Origin of the sequence: Streptomyces sp. NPDC088246 (assembly GCF_044741025.1) — a bacterium.
In the GTDB taxonomy this organism is placed as follows: domain Bacteria; phylum Actinomycetota; class Actinomycetes; order Streptomycetales; family Streptomycetaceae; genus Streptomyces.
Map to the genome: position 1 here is coordinate 14,893 of NZ_JBIURV010000071.1, position 15,246 is coordinate 30,138.

The 15,246-nt window shown below is 69.0% G+C and carries 9 protein-coding genes and 4 pseudogenes; 4 read left to right on the top strand and 9 right to left on the bottom strand.

The genetic code is table 11. The features are described from left to right. Complete coding sequence (locus ACIPEK_RS42020) at positions 1-252, top strand: hypothetical protein (protein ID WP_402007584.1); 252 nt, start codon at positions 1-3, stop codon at positions 250-252. A gap of 29 nt (positions 253-281) precedes the next feature. Here ACIPEK_RS42020 and ACIPEK_RS42025 read toward each other — a convergent pair. After that, a pseudogene (locus tag ACIPEK_RS42025) lies at positions 282-528 on the bottom strand (helix-turn-helix domain containing protein); the annotation flags it as partial. Between the two features lie 103 nt (positions 529-631). Here ACIPEK_RS42025 and ACIPEK_RS42030 point away from each other — a divergent pair. The 3 pseudogenes from ACIPEK_RS42030 to ACIPEK_RS42040 form a co-directional block, all read left to right on the top strand. Further along, positions 632-1,359, top strand: a pseudogene (locus ACIPEK_RS42030) (IS5 family transposase); the annotation flags it as partial. 40 nt (positions 1,360-1,399) lie between these two features. Next, positions 1,400-2,686: pseudogene (locus tag ACIPEK_RS42035) on the top strand (SAV_2336 N-terminal domain-related protein); the annotation flags it as partial. Between the two features lie 216 nt (positions 2,687-2,902). After that, positions 2,903-4,507, top strand: a pseudogene (locus tag ACIPEK_RS42040) (SpoIIE family protein phosphatase); the annotation flags it as partial. A 700-nt stretch (positions 4,508-5,207) separates the two neighbouring features. Here the strand turns inward: ACIPEK_RS42040 and ACIPEK_RS42045 are convergent. The 8 genes from ACIPEK_RS42045 to ACIPEK_RS42080 all read right to left on the bottom strand — a co-directional run bounded on the left by ACIPEK_RS42045 (position 5,208) and on the right by ACIPEK_RS42080 (position 15,136). Next, complete coding sequence (locus ACIPEK_RS42045) at positions 5,208-6,017, bottom strand: AAA family ATPase (RefSeq protein WP_401944564.1); 810 nt, start codon at positions 6,015-6,017, stop codon at positions 5,208-5,210. Next, positions 6,014-7,573, bottom strand: coding sequence for a Mu transposase C-terminal domain-containing protein (locus ACIPEK_RS42050; protein ID WP_401944562.1), 1,560 nt, complete (start codon positions 7,571-7,573; stop codon positions 6,014-6,016). The genes ACIPEK_RS42045 and ACIPEK_RS42050 overlap by 4 nt, the downstream gene beginning before the upstream one ends. A 24-nt stretch (positions 7,574-7,597) precedes the next feature. Then, entirely contained in the window at positions 7,598-8,242 is a 645-nt protein-coding gene (gene cas6e, locus ACIPEK_RS42055; protein WP_401944560.1) for a type I-E CRISPR-associated protein Cas6/Cse3/CasE, read from the bottom strand. After that, positions 8,239-9,048, bottom strand: coding sequence for a type I-E CRISPR-associated protein Cas5/CasD (cas5e, locus tag ACIPEK_RS42060; RefSeq protein ID WP_402007586.1), 810 nt, complete (start codon positions 9,046-9,048; stop codon positions 8,239-8,241). Before cas5e ends, cas6e begins: the two co-directional genes overlap by 4 nt. After that, the gene (gene cas7e / locus ACIPEK_RS42065) at positions 9,045-10,208 is read right to left on the bottom strand and encodes a type I-E CRISPR-associated protein Cas7/Cse4/CasC (RefSeq protein ID WP_402007588.1); all 1,164 of its coding nucleotides are present in this window, start codon (positions 10,206-10,208) and stop codon (positions 9,045-9,047) included. Before cas7e ends, cas5e begins: the two co-directional genes overlap by 4 nt. 238 nt (positions 10,209-10,446) lie before the next feature. Continuing rightward, positions 10,447-11,091, bottom strand: coding sequence for a type I-E CRISPR-associated protein Cse2/CasB (gene casB / locus ACIPEK_RS42070; protein WP_402007590.1), 645 nt, complete (start codon positions 11,089-11,091; stop codon positions 10,447-10,449). After that, on the bottom strand, positions 11,091-12,635 hold the full coding sequence (gene casA, locus ACIPEK_RS42075) for a type I-E CRISPR-associated protein Cse1/CasA (protein ID WP_402007592.1): 1,545 nt from the start codon (positions 12,633-12,635) through the stop codon (positions 11,091-11,093). The genes casB and casA overlap by 1 nt, the downstream gene beginning before the upstream one ends. Positions 12,636-12,955: 320 nt before the next feature. Next, on the bottom strand, positions 12,956-15,136 hold the full coding sequence (locus ACIPEK_RS42080; protein WP_402007593.1) for a helicase-related protein: 2,181 nt from the start codon (positions 15,134-15,136) through the stop codon (positions 12,956-12,958). Positions 15,137-15,246 lie beyond the last annotated feature (110 nt).

Consider the following 15,246-nt stretch of genomic DNA (forward strand, 5'->3'; position numbering starts at 1 on the left):
GTGCTTCTTGAGGCGTCTCCAGCAGATGAGGCCGCAAGCCAGGGAGACGAAGGCGTCGTGGAGTTCGGGGCGGCGTTCCCAGCGGACGGCCAGCCGCTTGAACTGGTAGAGCAGGGCGAAGGTCTGCTCTACGACGTAGCGAAGCTTGCCCAGTCCCTTATTGTCCGGTGCGCCCTAGCGGGATATCACCGGCAGGATCGGTGCAGGGAGCGCATCGTAAACGATCCCCTTTGCGTCGATGTGTGTCTGTGACGGTGACTCTTCGCCCTGACGGGCCTTCGTCAGCGGGGGTGCCAGGTGCGGATCTCGAGGTGGGTGATGTGGGCGTCGGGGCGGATGCGTCCGTTTTCGACGAGCCATTGGTGGACGGCGGCGGTGACGTCACCACCTGCTTGGTCGACGCGGTGGGCGAAGTCGTGTGGCGTCGAAGCCGCCGGTGGTGGCTGAGCCGTAGGAGCGTTCTTCGGTGTGGTCGGCGCGTTGGATGACGTCGCGGCGGATGCCGGGTGAGTCGGTGCGGCTGCCTGAGAGGGTGTTAAGTCCCGTTCCTGATGATGTGGTGTCGCTCTTTCGTGGGTGATGGGTCGGTTCCGTCCTCGCTTCATGTCGTGTGCATGATGGGGTCGCGGGCATGGAACGGATGCCGTACGCAACCGACTTGTCCGACGAGCAGTGGGCGTTGATCGAGCCGCTGGTCACCGCGTGGAAGCAGGATCGGGTGTCGCGGTCGGCGACCGGGGACCCGGGCTCCTGCGACCTGCGCGAGGTCGTGAACGCGCTGCTCTACCAGAACCGGACGGGCTGTCAGTGGCGTCTCCTGCCGCACGACCTCCCGGCCTGGTCGGCGGTGTTCTACTACTTCAGCCTGTGGCGCGAGGACGGCCTTGACCAGCGGATCCAGGAGATCCTGCGCTGCCAGGTGCGGGAGCGGTCCAGGCGATTAGAGGACCCGTCCCTGGTGATCATCGACACCCAGTCCGTCCGCGTGGCGGCCGGAGTGCCGAAGAAGACGACGGGACTGGACGCGAACAAGAAGACGCCCGGCAGGAAGCGGGGACTCGCCGTCGACGTACTGGGCCTGATCATCGGTGTGGTGATCCTCGCCGCGAGCGCGCACGACAACGAGGCCGGCATCGCCCTGCTGGACCAGGCGGCCGAACGATGCGGGATGCGCCTGGAAAAGTCCTCGTCGACCAGGGCTTCAAAGACGCCGTGATCATCCACGGGGCGGTGAAGGACATCACCGTCGAGGTGGTCCGCCGCAACCCCGACGACAAGGGCAAAGGCTTCGTCCCGCAACCGAAGCGATGGGTGGTCGAGCAGGTCAACGGCAAACTGCTCATGCGAGAGCTTTCACGTGCCTGACCACTTGTCACGCCTGCTGCACGGCCTTCGTGTAGTGGAAACAGACCTGGACGCTACGGCGCTGGCCGAAGCCGTCTGGCTGGCCGCCACATTCCGTGGGGAGAGTGGCCATAGGCAGCCAGGTACCGACGAAAACGGGCCACCATCGCCGATGGCTGACGGCGCACACGACCACCGACCACCGAGCGGCCGGGCAGCAATGGAACCACCCCCACCTGGCGTCACGATGCACGAGCAACTGTCCGACAGCCCTGGCAGGGTGCCGGGCGAGCCGGTTGCCGTCACCCGGGGCCGGGCTCTCCCCAACGCTCTGGACCTCTCACGCGCGCTGCGGGCCTACAAACGGCCGTGGGCAGCAGGCCTGCACACAGAGCTCGACATAGAGCGGACGATCGACGGATACGCGCGCAGCGGTGAACTCATCCCCGCGTTCCGCGCCGCCCCGGAACGATGGTTCGACCTTCTGCTGATCGTCGACAGATCACTGTCCATGCACGTGTGGAAGGAAATGATCGCCGAGCTGGAGCGCGTACTGAACCACTTGGGAGCCTTCCGGCTGCTGCGCACCTGGGGATTGACTCTCGAAGACGCGCGGCCCCTTCTCCACGATCACCAGGGAGCGGAGGCCGGCCCTGACCACGTGCTCTCCCCGCAGCGCAGACGCCTGGTCCTGGTTATTTCGGACTGCTCGGCGCCTGGCTGGTACCGGCAGGAGATCTGGAAGCAACTGCGCGCCTGGGCCCAGTCGACCCCTGTGGCACTACTCGATCCGCTGCCCCCGAAGCTGTGGCGGCGCAGTGCGCTTGACCTTCCCGGCGTCACCGCCACCCAAGCAGTGCCGGGCAACGGCAACACCACATTGCGCTTCGACGTTCCCCTTCTCCTGGGAAACGCACAGGACGGTCCGTTGCCGTGGCTCCCCATCCCTGTCCTGTCGCTGAGCCCTCATTCACTCGGCCGCTGGGCTCGCACACAGATGCGGGGCGACCCTGGCGGGTGCGACACGGTACTCATCCCCTCGACAGGCCGTCTCCAGCGAGGCAGATCCCCTTACGCCCGTGCCTCACAGGCCGACCCAGCCCAAGCGTTCATCCGCACGGCGTCACCGGATGCGGTCAAACTCGCCGTCCTCTGCGCACTGGTCGGGCGCATCAGCCTGCCCGTTCTTCAGCTGATCCGGCAAGAGCTCGTACCCGAAGCCAGCATCGCTGACATCGCCGAGCTGCTCACAAGCGACATCGTGTCACTCCATCCGCAGGACAGCAGCACGTTCGTGGCCACCTTCCGCGACGGCGTCGGCGAGGAACTGAAGCGACTCCTTCCCCAGCACGAGGCATGGCGCCTGTGCGGAATGCTGGAGAAGTACGTGCGCGCGCGGGTGGACAACACGGTGAGCATGCCCGCAGTCCTGCACAATCCCGATGCCCTGCAACTCCTTCCTGCCGAAGTCCGGCCGTTCGGTCAAGCCGCCCACGATGTCCTGCGGGCCCTCGGCGTCGACAACGGCGAACCGGAGGCGCACGGCATAGCGTCGATCGTTGCCTCGGCAACAGCTCGAATTGCAGGCGAGGTCGATATCGACGCAATCCTCCGCGCCCTCTTTGACACCGTTGTCCCGGTCTTCGCCGACACCCTCCTCCTGTATCTGCGTAGCCCCATGCCGGTTGGTGACGAGCGGACCACTGCCCCCTTCACTCTGCAGCAATGGCGTAACGGCCGAAGTGACCAGCCTGGCCCGCAGACGGGTCGAGCCTCGTCCCCGGTCCGGGCGGGCGGCGCGCTCGCCGAGGTGCTGCGCGGTGTACGGCCGGTCTTCGGGGACTCCGCAGCGGCCCGCGCCGCGCTGCCCGAACTGCTCGGCACCGGCCGGGCCGTACCCACCGGGCACCGTGCGATCCTCGCTCCGCTGCGCGGACGGCGACGGGTGATCGGCGCCGCCGTCTTCCTGCGCGGGACCGAACGGCCGCCCTTCGAGGCCAATGACCTGCTGGTCGCTGCCCAGCTGGCGACGCACACCGCGCTCGGTATCGACAAGGCCGTGCTGTACGGACGCGAGGCGTACATCGCCGACGAGCTGCAGCGCACCATGCTGCCCGACTCGCTGCCGCAGCCGACCGGTGTCCGGCTCGCCTCCCGCTATCTCCCGGCCGCCGAGACGGCCCGGGTCGGCGGCGACTGGTACGACGCGATCCCGCTGCCCGGGAGCAGGGTCGCTCTGGTCGTCGGCGACGTCATGGGCCACTCCATGACGTCCGCGGCGATCATGGGCCAGTTGCGCACCACCGCGCAGACCCTCGCCGGGCTCGACCTGCCGCCGCAGGAGGTGCTGCACCACCTCGACGAGCAGGCGCAGCGGCTCGGCAGCGACCGCATGGCGACCTGCCTGTACGCGGTGTACGACCCCGTCGCGCACCGCATCACCATTGCCAACGCCGGACATCCGCCGCCCGTCCTGCTCCATCTGGGCGGCCGCGCGGAGGTGCTGCGGGTACCGCCCGGCGCCCCGATCGGCGTCGGCGGTGTGGACTTCGAGGCCGTCGAACTGGACGCACCCGCGGGCGCCACGCTGCTGCTGTACACCGATGGTCTGGTGGAGTCCCGGCTGCGGGACGTCTGGACCGGGATCGAGCAGCTGCGCGAACGTCTCGCCGCCACCGCCCAGCTCACCGGCCCGGACCACTCGCCGCCCCTGGAGGCGCTCTGCGACGACGTGCTCGACATGCTCGGCCCCGGCGACCGGGACGACGACATCGCGCTGCTCGCCGCCCGCTTCGAAGGAATCGCGCCGAGCGATGTCGCGTACTGGTTCCTGGACCCGAAGGACTCCGCCCCCGGCCGGGCCCGCCGACTGGCCCGCAGGGCACTCAGCCGATGGGGCCTCGACGAACTCTCGGACTCGGTGGAGCTGCTGGTCAGCGAGGTGGTCACCAACGCGGTGCGCTACGCGGAGCGGCCGGTGACACTGCGGCTGCTGCGCACCGACATCCTACGCTGCGAGGTCGGCGATGATTCCCCCCAGCTGCCCCGAATGCGGCAGCCGCGGGCCGGCGAGACGGATGGACTCGGGCTCTACCTAGTCGACAAGCTGTCCAGACACTGGGGCGCGACCCGGCTGAGCGCCGGCAAGGTTGTCTGGTTCGAATGCTCCCTGCCAGAAACCTCCGAGGCGGACGAGGTCGCTGATGCACTCATGGACGAGGCCGCCGAGGACCCTGACGAGTGGTGGGTCGTGGAGGCAGAGCCCGAAGAACCGTAACGGCACGCGCCATAGCAGTACATGCAACCCTCGCCGCTGCTTGACCAGGTCGCGGGGGAACTTCACTGTCGGCCTTCACCTTTGGGCAAGGTCAAGAGTCATGAGAGCCTGAACAGATCAGCTGAGACAGCATCCGGCATCCATCTAGCCAGGACCACATCACCCGGGATTCCCGGCATCCCCATGTACCGCTCGTCAACGAAGTCGGGACCCTGCTGGCGGTCTTCGACCCTCTCCCCCGGTCTGGTTGTCCCACCTTCCTCGTGGACGTCGGCGTTCCCCTGCTCTCAATCGGTCGTCGCAAAACCGGTTTCCTGGATCAAGAGTAGATGCTCGTTGAGGGCTTCGGCAGGTGTCTTCCAACCGAGGTTCTTGCGGGGCCTGTTGTTGAGTGCGAGAGCAACGGCCTCGATCTCAACCCAGCTCGCGGATCCGCTTGCGTGCTGCGGCGAGCTCGGCCGCCGGTATCGGCACGGAAGCCCGCCCCGCCGCGGGAGAGCCTGATGGATGAACGGGCGCCTCGCCGTTCGTCCGTACCGCAGGAACGCCCGCGGGCAGGGTCTGCTCCGGCCGAGGGCTGGTGCGGTCAGCTGCGTTGTGGGGTGTGGCGGGTGGTGGGGTCGATGCGGCTGAGTACCCAGCGGATGAGGTCCTTGCTGAGGGTGAGGTCGGGGTTTTCCTCGAGTGCGTCGTGGAGGAGGAGGGTGATTCTTGCCCAGTTCCGGAACGATCCGTGGCCAGCCATGTCGTCGGTGTACAGGATCAGTTCGGGCTGCGCACCTGCCCAGATCCGCTGGTAGGCGGGGACGATGGCCTGGACTTCGGTCGGTGTGAGAGGGCTGAACTGGTACCAGTCGAGGATCCGGGAGTGCAGGGCCGGGTTGTTGAGGATCTTCTGCCGGGCGTTGCCGCTGCCGACGAAGATGATGGCCGCTCGGCGGGCGTCGTCGCCCCACAGCGTGCGGAAGTACTCCAGTGCCTTCGTCCCGAGTCCTTGCACTTCATCGATGAGCAGGACTCGTGGTTCTGCGTCGAGTGCGTCTTGGATTTGCTGGTCGCAGGGGCCGACGGACTGCGGCGGTTCTCCCGGCAGGTCGAGGCGGCGCCAGAGCTGGGTTCGGATTTCGTTCATGTTGGCGCCGTTGTTGTAGCGCAGTCGCACGGTGGTTTCGGGGGCGCGGCGGCGTAGGACGGTGTGGACGGCGAAGGTTTTACCGAGGCCGACGTGGCCGTGGATGCAGACCATGGCGTTGTGTTTGATGGCCTTGAGGATGCGGGCTTCGGTTTCGGCTACGGCTTTGGTGGCCATGGCGTTGGCTCCGATAAGGCCCAGGTAGTGGTCCTGGCTGGGTGGCGGGAGCTGGCTGGGGCGGGGTGAGGTGGTGGGGGTGCTCACGGTTGGTCCTTGGGGTGTTTCGGAGGCTGGGGTGACGGTGCGGTGTTGGGGTTGAGGGGCAGGGTCCATTCGGCGTCGGGTTCGGGCAGCTGGATGAGGTCGGGCAGTGCCTCTGCGGCCGGGTCGAAGCCATTGAGGGCCCGCAGGTGCTCGAGGGCCTCTTCCTCGGGCATTACGTCCAGGGGTACGGGCGGGGCAGGGCGGGTTGCGGCCGCGTAACGGGTGTTGCGGTTCTTCTCAGCCTTCTTCAGTTGGGCGCGCAGGTGGTCGGCTTCGCGTCGCCGGGCTCGTTTGAGGCTGAGGGCCTGCTCCCGGGTCGCTTGTCTGGCCATGATGGCGGCGCCGAGGTGGCGGCCGGTTAGCGGGTCGTAGAGCTCGACGCGGTGATCGTGGTGTGGGAGGTAGCGCAGGTTTACCTTTTCGCCGACGCGGCCGTGCATCCAGTTGGCGATGTAGTTGCGTGTGCGCCAGCGGACACCACCGTTGTTGATGACCAGGGGCTTGCCGTGGCGTTCGAGGGTGTAGGTGTGGAGGTCTTCGGCGGTGACGGTGTCGATGAGCGCGGGGTCGGCGTCCCATGCTTGGCGGGGAGTCTGGCCGCCCAGGCTCTTGGGGGTGTTCTCGTGGTTCCAGCGGTGAACCCATTCGAGGACCAGGCCGACGAACGCTTCGAAGTGGAGCAGTGGTTGGTCGGGGTCGACGGGTTTGCCGCCGCGGAGGGTGGGGGCGTGGGTGTAGCCGGGCATGCCAGCGAACAGTGTCTTTTTGATGGCTCCGTTGACTGCTTCGACGTTGCCTTTGCCTTCGGGGTTGAAGGGGGGCAGAGCGATGATTTCGGATCCCAGGACGCCGAGTGCTTCCTTGACCGTGGTGCACAGGAATTCTTTGCCGCCGTCGACGCGCACGTACGTGGGGATGCCGCCGAACGGGCCGTGGTGTTCGTCGATGAGGATGGCGTCGCGGATGGCGACGAGGACGCCTTCGCGGCTGGGGCGTTGTGGGCTGATGGCGAGGCCGCAGATGGCTGAGGTGGCGCAGTCGACGAAGAAGGTGATCCATGGTTTGCGCATGTGGCCTTCAACGCGGACTTTGACGCTGGCTTCGACGTGGTCGGTTTCCCAGGCGTAGTTGCGGTGGTGGCGGTCGCGTTCACCTGACACGTCGAAGCGCCGGCGGGCCTTCTCGCCGCCGCGGAGGCCGGCACGTGCCCCGGGTGTGAGGGCTCTGTTCGCGGCGCGGTGGAAGGTGGGCAGGGACGGGACGGGGTGGCCCTCGGCACGTAGTTCTTTCCACGCGGCGGTCGCGTTGCCGCGCCAGCGGGCCACCGCGTCGAGCATGAGCGGGGTGAGGGCGAAGCAGGGGCGGCCTTGGGGTTGGTAGGTGCCGTTGTTGGCGCGGGCGTTGGCGAGCCAGCGGTCGACGGTGCGGGGGTCGACGCCGAAGGCGTCGGCGACGCCGATGATCCGGGAGCGGGTGAGCTGTTCTGACTGTTCGAGGGTGTAGAGGCGGTGGATGGCGGCAGCGCGCAGGGCGTTCTGGTCAGGGATTTGTGGCATGACGGATGTGTTTTCTGGTTGGGGTCAGGCGGGGGCGAGTGAGAGGAGGCCGGCTCCGTAGGTCTTTGCCCTGCCGATGCCGTTCTTCAGGGCGTGGGTGAGGAGGCCGGTGTCGGTGATGCGGGCGAAGCCGTCGAACTGGGTCAGCGTGAAGTAGGGGGCCGAGCGTGCGAGGCGGGTGCGGGGGAAGGGCCGAGGGAGGCCGGAGACGGTGATGGGTTCGAGTCCGACGGCTGCGGCGCGGCGTTGCCACCAGGCGATGGCGTCGTCGCCGGTGAGGTGGGTGATTTTGCCGCGGCGTTTCCCGGTGACGGGGTGGCGGGTGGGATTGCCTGCGGAGCGGGCAATGGTGGGGGCGGCTGTGATGCGGTAGCGCATGGTGCGCCCGGGGGTGAGGGAGTTCAGCAGGGGGGTGAGGTCGAGGGTGCGGGCTGTGCCGTAGCGGGTGGGCAGGGCGGTGAGGTCGGGTGTGTGGGCCGTCTGCACGAGATGGGTGGGGTCGGGTCCGGGTTCGGTGCGGAACAGCAGGCCGGCTGTGGCCCGGGGGGTGGGGCCGATGTGGTCGGGGACCAGGCGCATGAGGGTCTTGTGGAGACTGTCGACGTCGGCGAGGTCGGCTTTGGCCGCTGCGTTGTGGGGGTCGAGGACGATGCGGGTGAGGCTGGTCATGCGGGTTCTCCGTGCACGTACGTGGTGAGGGCGTCGATTGGTCGGGGTCCTGTGTGGAGGTGGGCGGGCAGGTTTTCGGTGGTCATCCACAGGGGGCGTGGCAGGTGGCGTCGGGCATGGCGGGTGAGGTTGGTGGGTTCGCTGGTGCTTTCCCGGTCGGGCGGGGTGGTGGGGTCGGCGCCGGGGGGTGGGTGTTCCCAGACGAATGTGGTGGGCAGGTGCGTGTCGGTGGGGCCGGGGGGCCGGTTGCGAGTGAGGGGGGTGCGGGTAAGGAGCTCGTCGACGGGGTCGGAGCTGCCCGCGGTGAGGACGAGGGGTTCGTCGGGCAGGCAAGCGCGGCGGCCGATGAACAGCCCGAAGCGGGGCCGTTCGAGGGTTTCGGCGATGTGGCTGATGAGGCGGGCGGGGCCTTCGACTGCGACGGTGAAGACGGCGCCGGTGAGGTAGTCGCGGTGGGAGACGAGCGTGGAGGCGGAGGGTTTTCGCCGGGTGCCGTTGCCGGTGACGAGGCCCTGATCGCGGGGGTAACCGCCGCCGACGGTGTGGAAGTCGCGGTACAGGGTGCCGGGCTGGTCGACGCGGATGGTGAAGGTTAGGTCGCGGTGGCTCGGGGCGGTGGTGTCGCCCGGTGCCTGCAGGTGGGGGTAGGGGTCGAGGGCGTGTTCGCGGGGGCGGCCCTGGGCCGCGGCGAATATGCCGATGAGTGAGGAGCGGGTGGGGAAAGCGCACGTGTCGCGGTAGTGGAAGACGCCGCGTTCGCCGGAGGACTGCAGCAGGCCTGCCAGGCGCAGGACGAGGCCGGTCACGGTCGGCACGCGGGGGTCAGAGCGGCGGTCGCGGCGGTGGCGCAGGCGGCGGTGAGGTCGTCGAAGGACGTGTGGTGGGTGCCGAGGTCTTTGATGGGCTTGGCGGTGGTGCCGGTGTGTCCGTGGGCGACGAGGTGGCGGGTGCCGAGCAGGCGGCTGATGGTGGCGGCGTAGTCGGCGAGCGCTTGGCGGGCGGGGGCGGTGTAGCCGCCCTGAGGGGCTGCTTTGACGGGCTGTTCGAAGGCGGCGCCGTAGGAGACGGGGCGGCGGTCGCGGACGGCGTAGTGGACGAGGTCGGGGACGGTGTGCGGTGCGGTTGAGGTCTTCTTGCCGCCCGGCATGCTCAGGATGAAGTGCCGGACGAAGAGCTCGACGAGGGCGTTGACCGTGTCGGCGGGGGCACCGGGTCCGAGGTTGTGGTGGAGGTCGGTGATGTTGATGGTCGCGAAACGGTAGAAGAGGCTGGTGGTCAGGAACGCGGTCTGGAGATGGGCGCTGCCGGACTCCCCGTCCTGGGGCAGGTCTTCCACCGCGGTGAAGAAGTCGGGTTGCGGGTCACTTTGGTGCACGGAGAAGGCGGGGGCCATCTGCACGGCTGCTTCGACGTGGCCGGCGGGCAGTTCGGCGAACATCCGCCCGAACAGGTTGATGCTCGCGGTGCGGCGGGTCAGGTGCGCGGCGAGGTCTTTCGCGGGCAGAACGGCGTTGATCTTCTTCTTGGGGGTGTGGGCGGCGAGTGCTTCTTCGAGTTCGGTGCGGTGCTTTTCGCACAGGGCGACGAGGTCGTCGATGGCGTCCGTGGGGAGGTAGAGCATGGCTTGGGTTCGGTAGCCCTCTTGGTCGTTGTGTTGCAGGCCGCCGTTCTTGGCCGAGTGGACGATCTGTGCTGCGGCGAACGCGGCGAGGTCCTCGGGCCACTGGGCTTCTTGCAGCTTTCGGGCGACGAGGGGCGGCACCATGCGGGTGCGGGCGGCGTGCTCGCCCAGGTCCTGTTCGACGTTGAGGCGGATGGGGCGCTTCCATGCCTGGGGTGAGACGAGGGCCCGGGTTGTGTTCCCGAAGGAGATGGTTTTGGGGTCGTTGTCCGCGTCGCGGTTGAGGTTCGCGGCGGTGACGGGGTGGAGGATGTGCAGGTCGAGGAAGCGTGCTGGGGTGTGCATGGGTGTGCTTCTTTCGATGGGGCGGCGGGCATGCCGCTGATACGGCCCGCGGGGTACGGGGTGCCGTGGGCTGTGGGAAGGGTCGTGATCGGTTTGTGTGCCGCCGGCCGGTCTGGGCGGTCGGGCGGGGCCCAAGGGGTGCCGGACGGTTCCGGAACGTAAGCGGCCGGGCGGCCTGCCCCAAGGTGGTGTCCCGGTGGGGAGCGCCGGCAGGGCGGGGCCGGTCGGGGCGGGGGTGTCAGGAGCGCCGAGGTTCGGGGGTGGCGAGGTAGAAGGCGTCCCGCCAGCGCAGTCCGACCTGGTCACGATGGTGGGGGCGTTGCACCAGGTCGTGGAGGAGGACACCCCAGTCGGGGGTGATGCCGTCCTTCAGTAGCCGTGTGATGGCAGCGGGCAGGCGGCGGTGCAACTGGTCGTCGCTGAGGCGGGTCAGGACGCTCAGGAGATCCTCGGTGCGCTCCGCTCCGTGGTCGGCTTTGCGTACGGCGGTGGCGAGGGTGGCGCCGAGGTTCGGCCGGGCGAACCAGGCCGCCGGATCCGGCGGCGATGGTGCGGGTGCCGGTTCGGCGGGGGCGGCGAGGAGGACGTCAGGATCGTCTCCCACGGTCATGAGGTCGGCGTCATCGTTCGGGTCGGGGCGCACGCCCGGGGTGTGGGCCTGGGGCCCGGCCGTCGCGATGAGGCTCGCGACGGTGTAGTAGGCGCGGCGCCCGGTGCGGTGCGCGGTGCGCCGGGACAGGTAGCGGTCCATGGGGGCGCATTCCTCGACGGGACGGCCCCTCCCCCTGCTGAGGCGGGCGCGGACGCCGGGTTCGGCGCACAGGAGGTGGACGTGGGCGACGAACGCGTCGCAGGAGGCGCGGTGTTCGGCTGCGGTGGGCATCAGGCGGCCTTCCGGGGTGCTGAGGGCCGGCGGTAGAGGTCCCTGACGGCATGGGCGACGGCGCGGGCTGCGGAGGTGTGGCGGATCCGGGCGGCTTCGGTGACCTCGCGCAGGGCGGATGCGGCTGCGTCCGCGAACGCGGTGGGTGCACCGGTGTCGGGTTCGTCCAGGAGCCGCCAGAACGCTGTTTCGGCCTTCGGCCAGTACCGGGTCAGGGCCTTGCCGGTCCAGGGGGGCTGCTGATTTTTGGTGGGGCTGCTGCCGGTGGCGGCTTTCCAGGCCGCTTTGGCGACGGTCGCCAGCTTGTGCGCGGCATGTTCGGCCTCGCGGCAGCACTCGGCGATGCGCTGGGCTTTGACCGGGTCGTGTTTCTGGGTCCAGTTCAGCAGGGGTGGGGTGAGGGCGGTGTACCACTGCCGGTCGATGACCTTGCCGTCCTGGTCGAATCCGTGGACGCGGATCCGCAGGCTGCGCCGCACGGGTTCGGGAAGGTCGTTGAGGGTGTCGAAGATGGCCGGCCGTCGGTGCGTGCCGTGTTCGTCCGGGGCCAGGAGCAGTGTCTCCAGGTCACGCCACCAGGCCCGGGACGCATCAGCCCGGTGGATGGTGCGGCGCCGGGCGACGTTCTTGCGTTCAGGGGTGAAGCGGTAGGCGAGGTAGGGGTCGGTGGTGATCGGTTTGGGCTGCTGGGTGGCCCAGGTGATGTAGGCGTCGGTGACGGTGGCACCGCCCTGGCCGGGCACGAGGAGGATCGCGTGCCGGCTCAGTCCGGTCAGTTGTCTGCCGGGCCAGGTCGGCGGGCTCGGCTGGGCCCGCGGGTCGGGTGGTGCGGGATCTTCCCAGGGGCAGGCGTCGTCGCCCGGTGGCTGTTCGTCGCCGGTGAAGGCAGGCACACCGGCGAGGAGGGTTTCGTGCAGGGTGCGCCCCAGGGGGTGGAAGGAGACGCTGGAGCGCAGGGGGCCGCTGCTCTGCTTCGCGATGGTGGTGCCCTCGAGAGTGCGGGGGGTGCCTTTGCCGGAACGCCCGTAGTAGTGGTGGATGAGCAGGATCTGTAGAGCCTCGGCGGTGGGCACGGGCTCGGCGGTGTGGTGACTGTGCGGGCTGAACCAGGCCAGGTTGTTACCGCCGGGGCGCCCGGGCACGAAGACGTTGATGCCGGTGCTGTGGGGGCACTGGGTGCGCAGCGAGGGATCCTGCAGCCAGGGCCGGACCGGGTCGAAGACGTCCCAGGCGTGCTGGTCGAAGTAGGCGTGGACGGCATCCGGATCGAAGCGGCCCTGGTTGAGGCAGGCGCGGCGCAGGGTGTTCCACTGGGAGGCGGTGAGTTCGGGGTCGTCGAGGCCGGTGATCCGGGCGGTGATGGCGACCGCGATCCGCAGCAGTGCTGAGGCTGTCGGGGGGTGCGGCAGGGCGAGATCGTCGATGCGGTGGGCGTCCAGGAACAGGGTCCGCAGGCCCACTTGGTCATAGTGGGGGCCGGTGCGGACGTCGATCCAGGGGCTGTCGGCTGCGCTGAACGTGGCGGGCAGGGATAACAAAGACAAGGGGATGGTTCTTTCGGGACTGGGGAGGGGCGTGCGGAGGTGCCCGGGGTGCGGGGAAGCCGTGGCCAGGGCGGTGTTCTTGGGTGGTTTGTCACTGGGGGCAAGGCGGCGGCCGGGGCCGGCCGAGCGCGTCCAGGTGGTGCGCCGGGGACATCGCCACGCCCTTGTGGGGCGGAATGGTGTGCGATGTGCGACCAGGCGTTCGGTGGTGTGCGGGCACAGCGAATCATGTCGCCGCAGCGCTTCGCGACTGGTGAGAAAGTCTGACTACCGAAAGATGGCGTGATGTTTTCGACCCTAAGCTTCACGCACGGTGATAACTACTGCTTGTGGTGCAGGAGGCCGAGTCCTTCGTCCATGCGGAGCCAATGATGGCCGAAACACTGTTCACTCTCACGGGTCACGGAATCGGTGGGCAGCAGCACGGTGTCGGCGAGAAGGGGGTGCTGCTTCCAGCTTGCGGGCGGCTGATGCCGGGCGGAAGCGCGGGTGACCCAGGCGGCCGGGACGGGCAGTGTGCGTTCCAGGATGCTGCGCAGGTGGCAGGGGCTGAGGTGTTCCTGGTCCGGGAGCGGAAGCCAGCCGGCTGCGTCGAGAGTCAGGGTGCCGTCGGGGCTGCGGTAGCAGGGCAGCAGGCGGCGGGGCAGGACACCGGGCCGGGTGGCCGCCTGGGCGGTGGTGAGGTGCTGGCGGTGCAGGTCGGCCAGGGAAGAGACCCGTTTCGCCGGGGGTACCAGGTGGATCGCGCTGAGCTGTTGCTGGCGGCCGGTGCGGGTCTGGTGTGTGGCAGCCATCTGCTGCAGGCGCGTCGTTTCCCCCGCGAAACCGGAGGTGACGCCGTGGACCTGTTCGACGAGGGCCTGGACATCGTCGGGTACAACAGGGGGTTCTTTCTCAAGGGCCGGGAGGAGCCGGGCGGTTTCGTGGAGGGTTACGGCGGGCTCGATTGTGCCCCATCCGGGCGGCAGGGCGGTCGCGCCGCGGAGGTTGACCGGGTGCAGCACCGTCAGCGTTGAGCTGTTGTCACGGTCCCACCAGGCGGGGCGGCGGTCCTGTCCGGCCCACAGGCGGGTGAAGCGGCCCAACCTGCCCAGGCGCTGCAGCAGGCGCGCCATAGAAGCGAGATCGCTGACCATCAGGTCGACATCGATGTCCAGGCTCATGTCGAGGAGGCTGGTGGTGACGACTACGAGGCGGGCCGGGCGCGGGCCGTTGGGCCCCAGCCGGTGGCGAAGGTCGCCCAGCGTGCTCTGCCGTCGCCTCCCCCGGACCCGGGCGTGGACGAGGACCAGGTCGTGCGGCGGGCCGGTCCACGTGCGGCGCAGGTACTGGTAGGTGTCCTGTGCGTCGGCGACGGTCGCGCACACCACGGTCGCGCATCCGCCGTGGCTGATCACCGGCTGGAGCGTGTCGGCGATCACGGCCAGGCGCTCCCCCGGGTCGGCGGTGCGGCCGGCCTGTCCCAGGCGCCGATAGGTGACCGGGCGGGTGCGGATGCGAGCGGTCCTGCGCTGGGCGGCCCTTTGTTGGTCCTGGGCCGGTTCGGACATTCGGTGGGCGGTGGCGGTTGCCGCGTCCGCGAACAGCCACCCAGGGTAGGCGGGGGCGAACGAGACACCGTGGAGACCCGTTTGGCTGGCTCCGGACAGGTAGGCCCGTACCAGCTCGGTGGCGGTGGACGCAGGCATCGTCGCCGACAGCAGGACGACCGGGCAGTTCAGGGCTCCCAGCCAGTGCAGCAGGCGCAGTAACTGGAGCTGACTGAACGGGTCCAGCGCGTGGGCTTCGTCGACCACGACGGTCTTGCCCGACAGGGCCAGCATGCGCAGCGCGCTGTAGCGGACGGGGAGGACGGCCATCTGTGCCTGGTCGGTGGTGGAGACGGTGTACTGGGCCAGGAGCGCGTTGTCCCATCCGCGCAGCCACCGGTCAGGGCCTGCGGTCCCCGGGCCGGGCTCCGCCTCGTCGTCGGCCGAGAGGTCGTCCGGGTCGGTGAACGGGTCGTCGGATGGCCCGTCCAGGACGGACGTGTCCGCCGGGGACAGGCGCCTGCCGGTGTAGGCCTCGTTGAGGTCGCTGTGGTGGTGCACCAGCGTTACGGGGGCGTACTCGGGCTGGTGGGCTCGCACGTACTGGTCCAGGACGTCGTAGGCTTGGTCGGCGGCGGCCGTGGCCGGGAGCAGCCACATCACCCCCTGGGTACCGCAGTGCTCGTTGAAGATCCGTGCCATCTCCAGGGCGGTCACGCTCTTGCCCGCTCCCATGGCATCCGTGACCACCGCGATGCCACTCCCCCGCTCGGCGACCAGCCGCGGCAGCTCCTCCATCACGGAGGCTTGAAGAGCGTTGGGCTTTTCGAGTCCCGGGTGTGCGGTGGTGAACGGGACACGGTCCAGTGCGAAGCGGGCCAGGCCGAGCCGCTCGACTTCCTCCTCGGCCTGCTTGCGGGCGTGACTGTGGTGCTCGGCGGCGCCGAAGGACGGAGTGTCCGCGTTGGGCACCCAGTACCGGCGCTGGCTAGTGCCGGATCAGGCAACGTTTGCCCTGTCCACGACGGCGCGTAGGTGCCGGTTGTCGGCATTGCGGTTTCGCCAGATGATGTAGCGGCGGA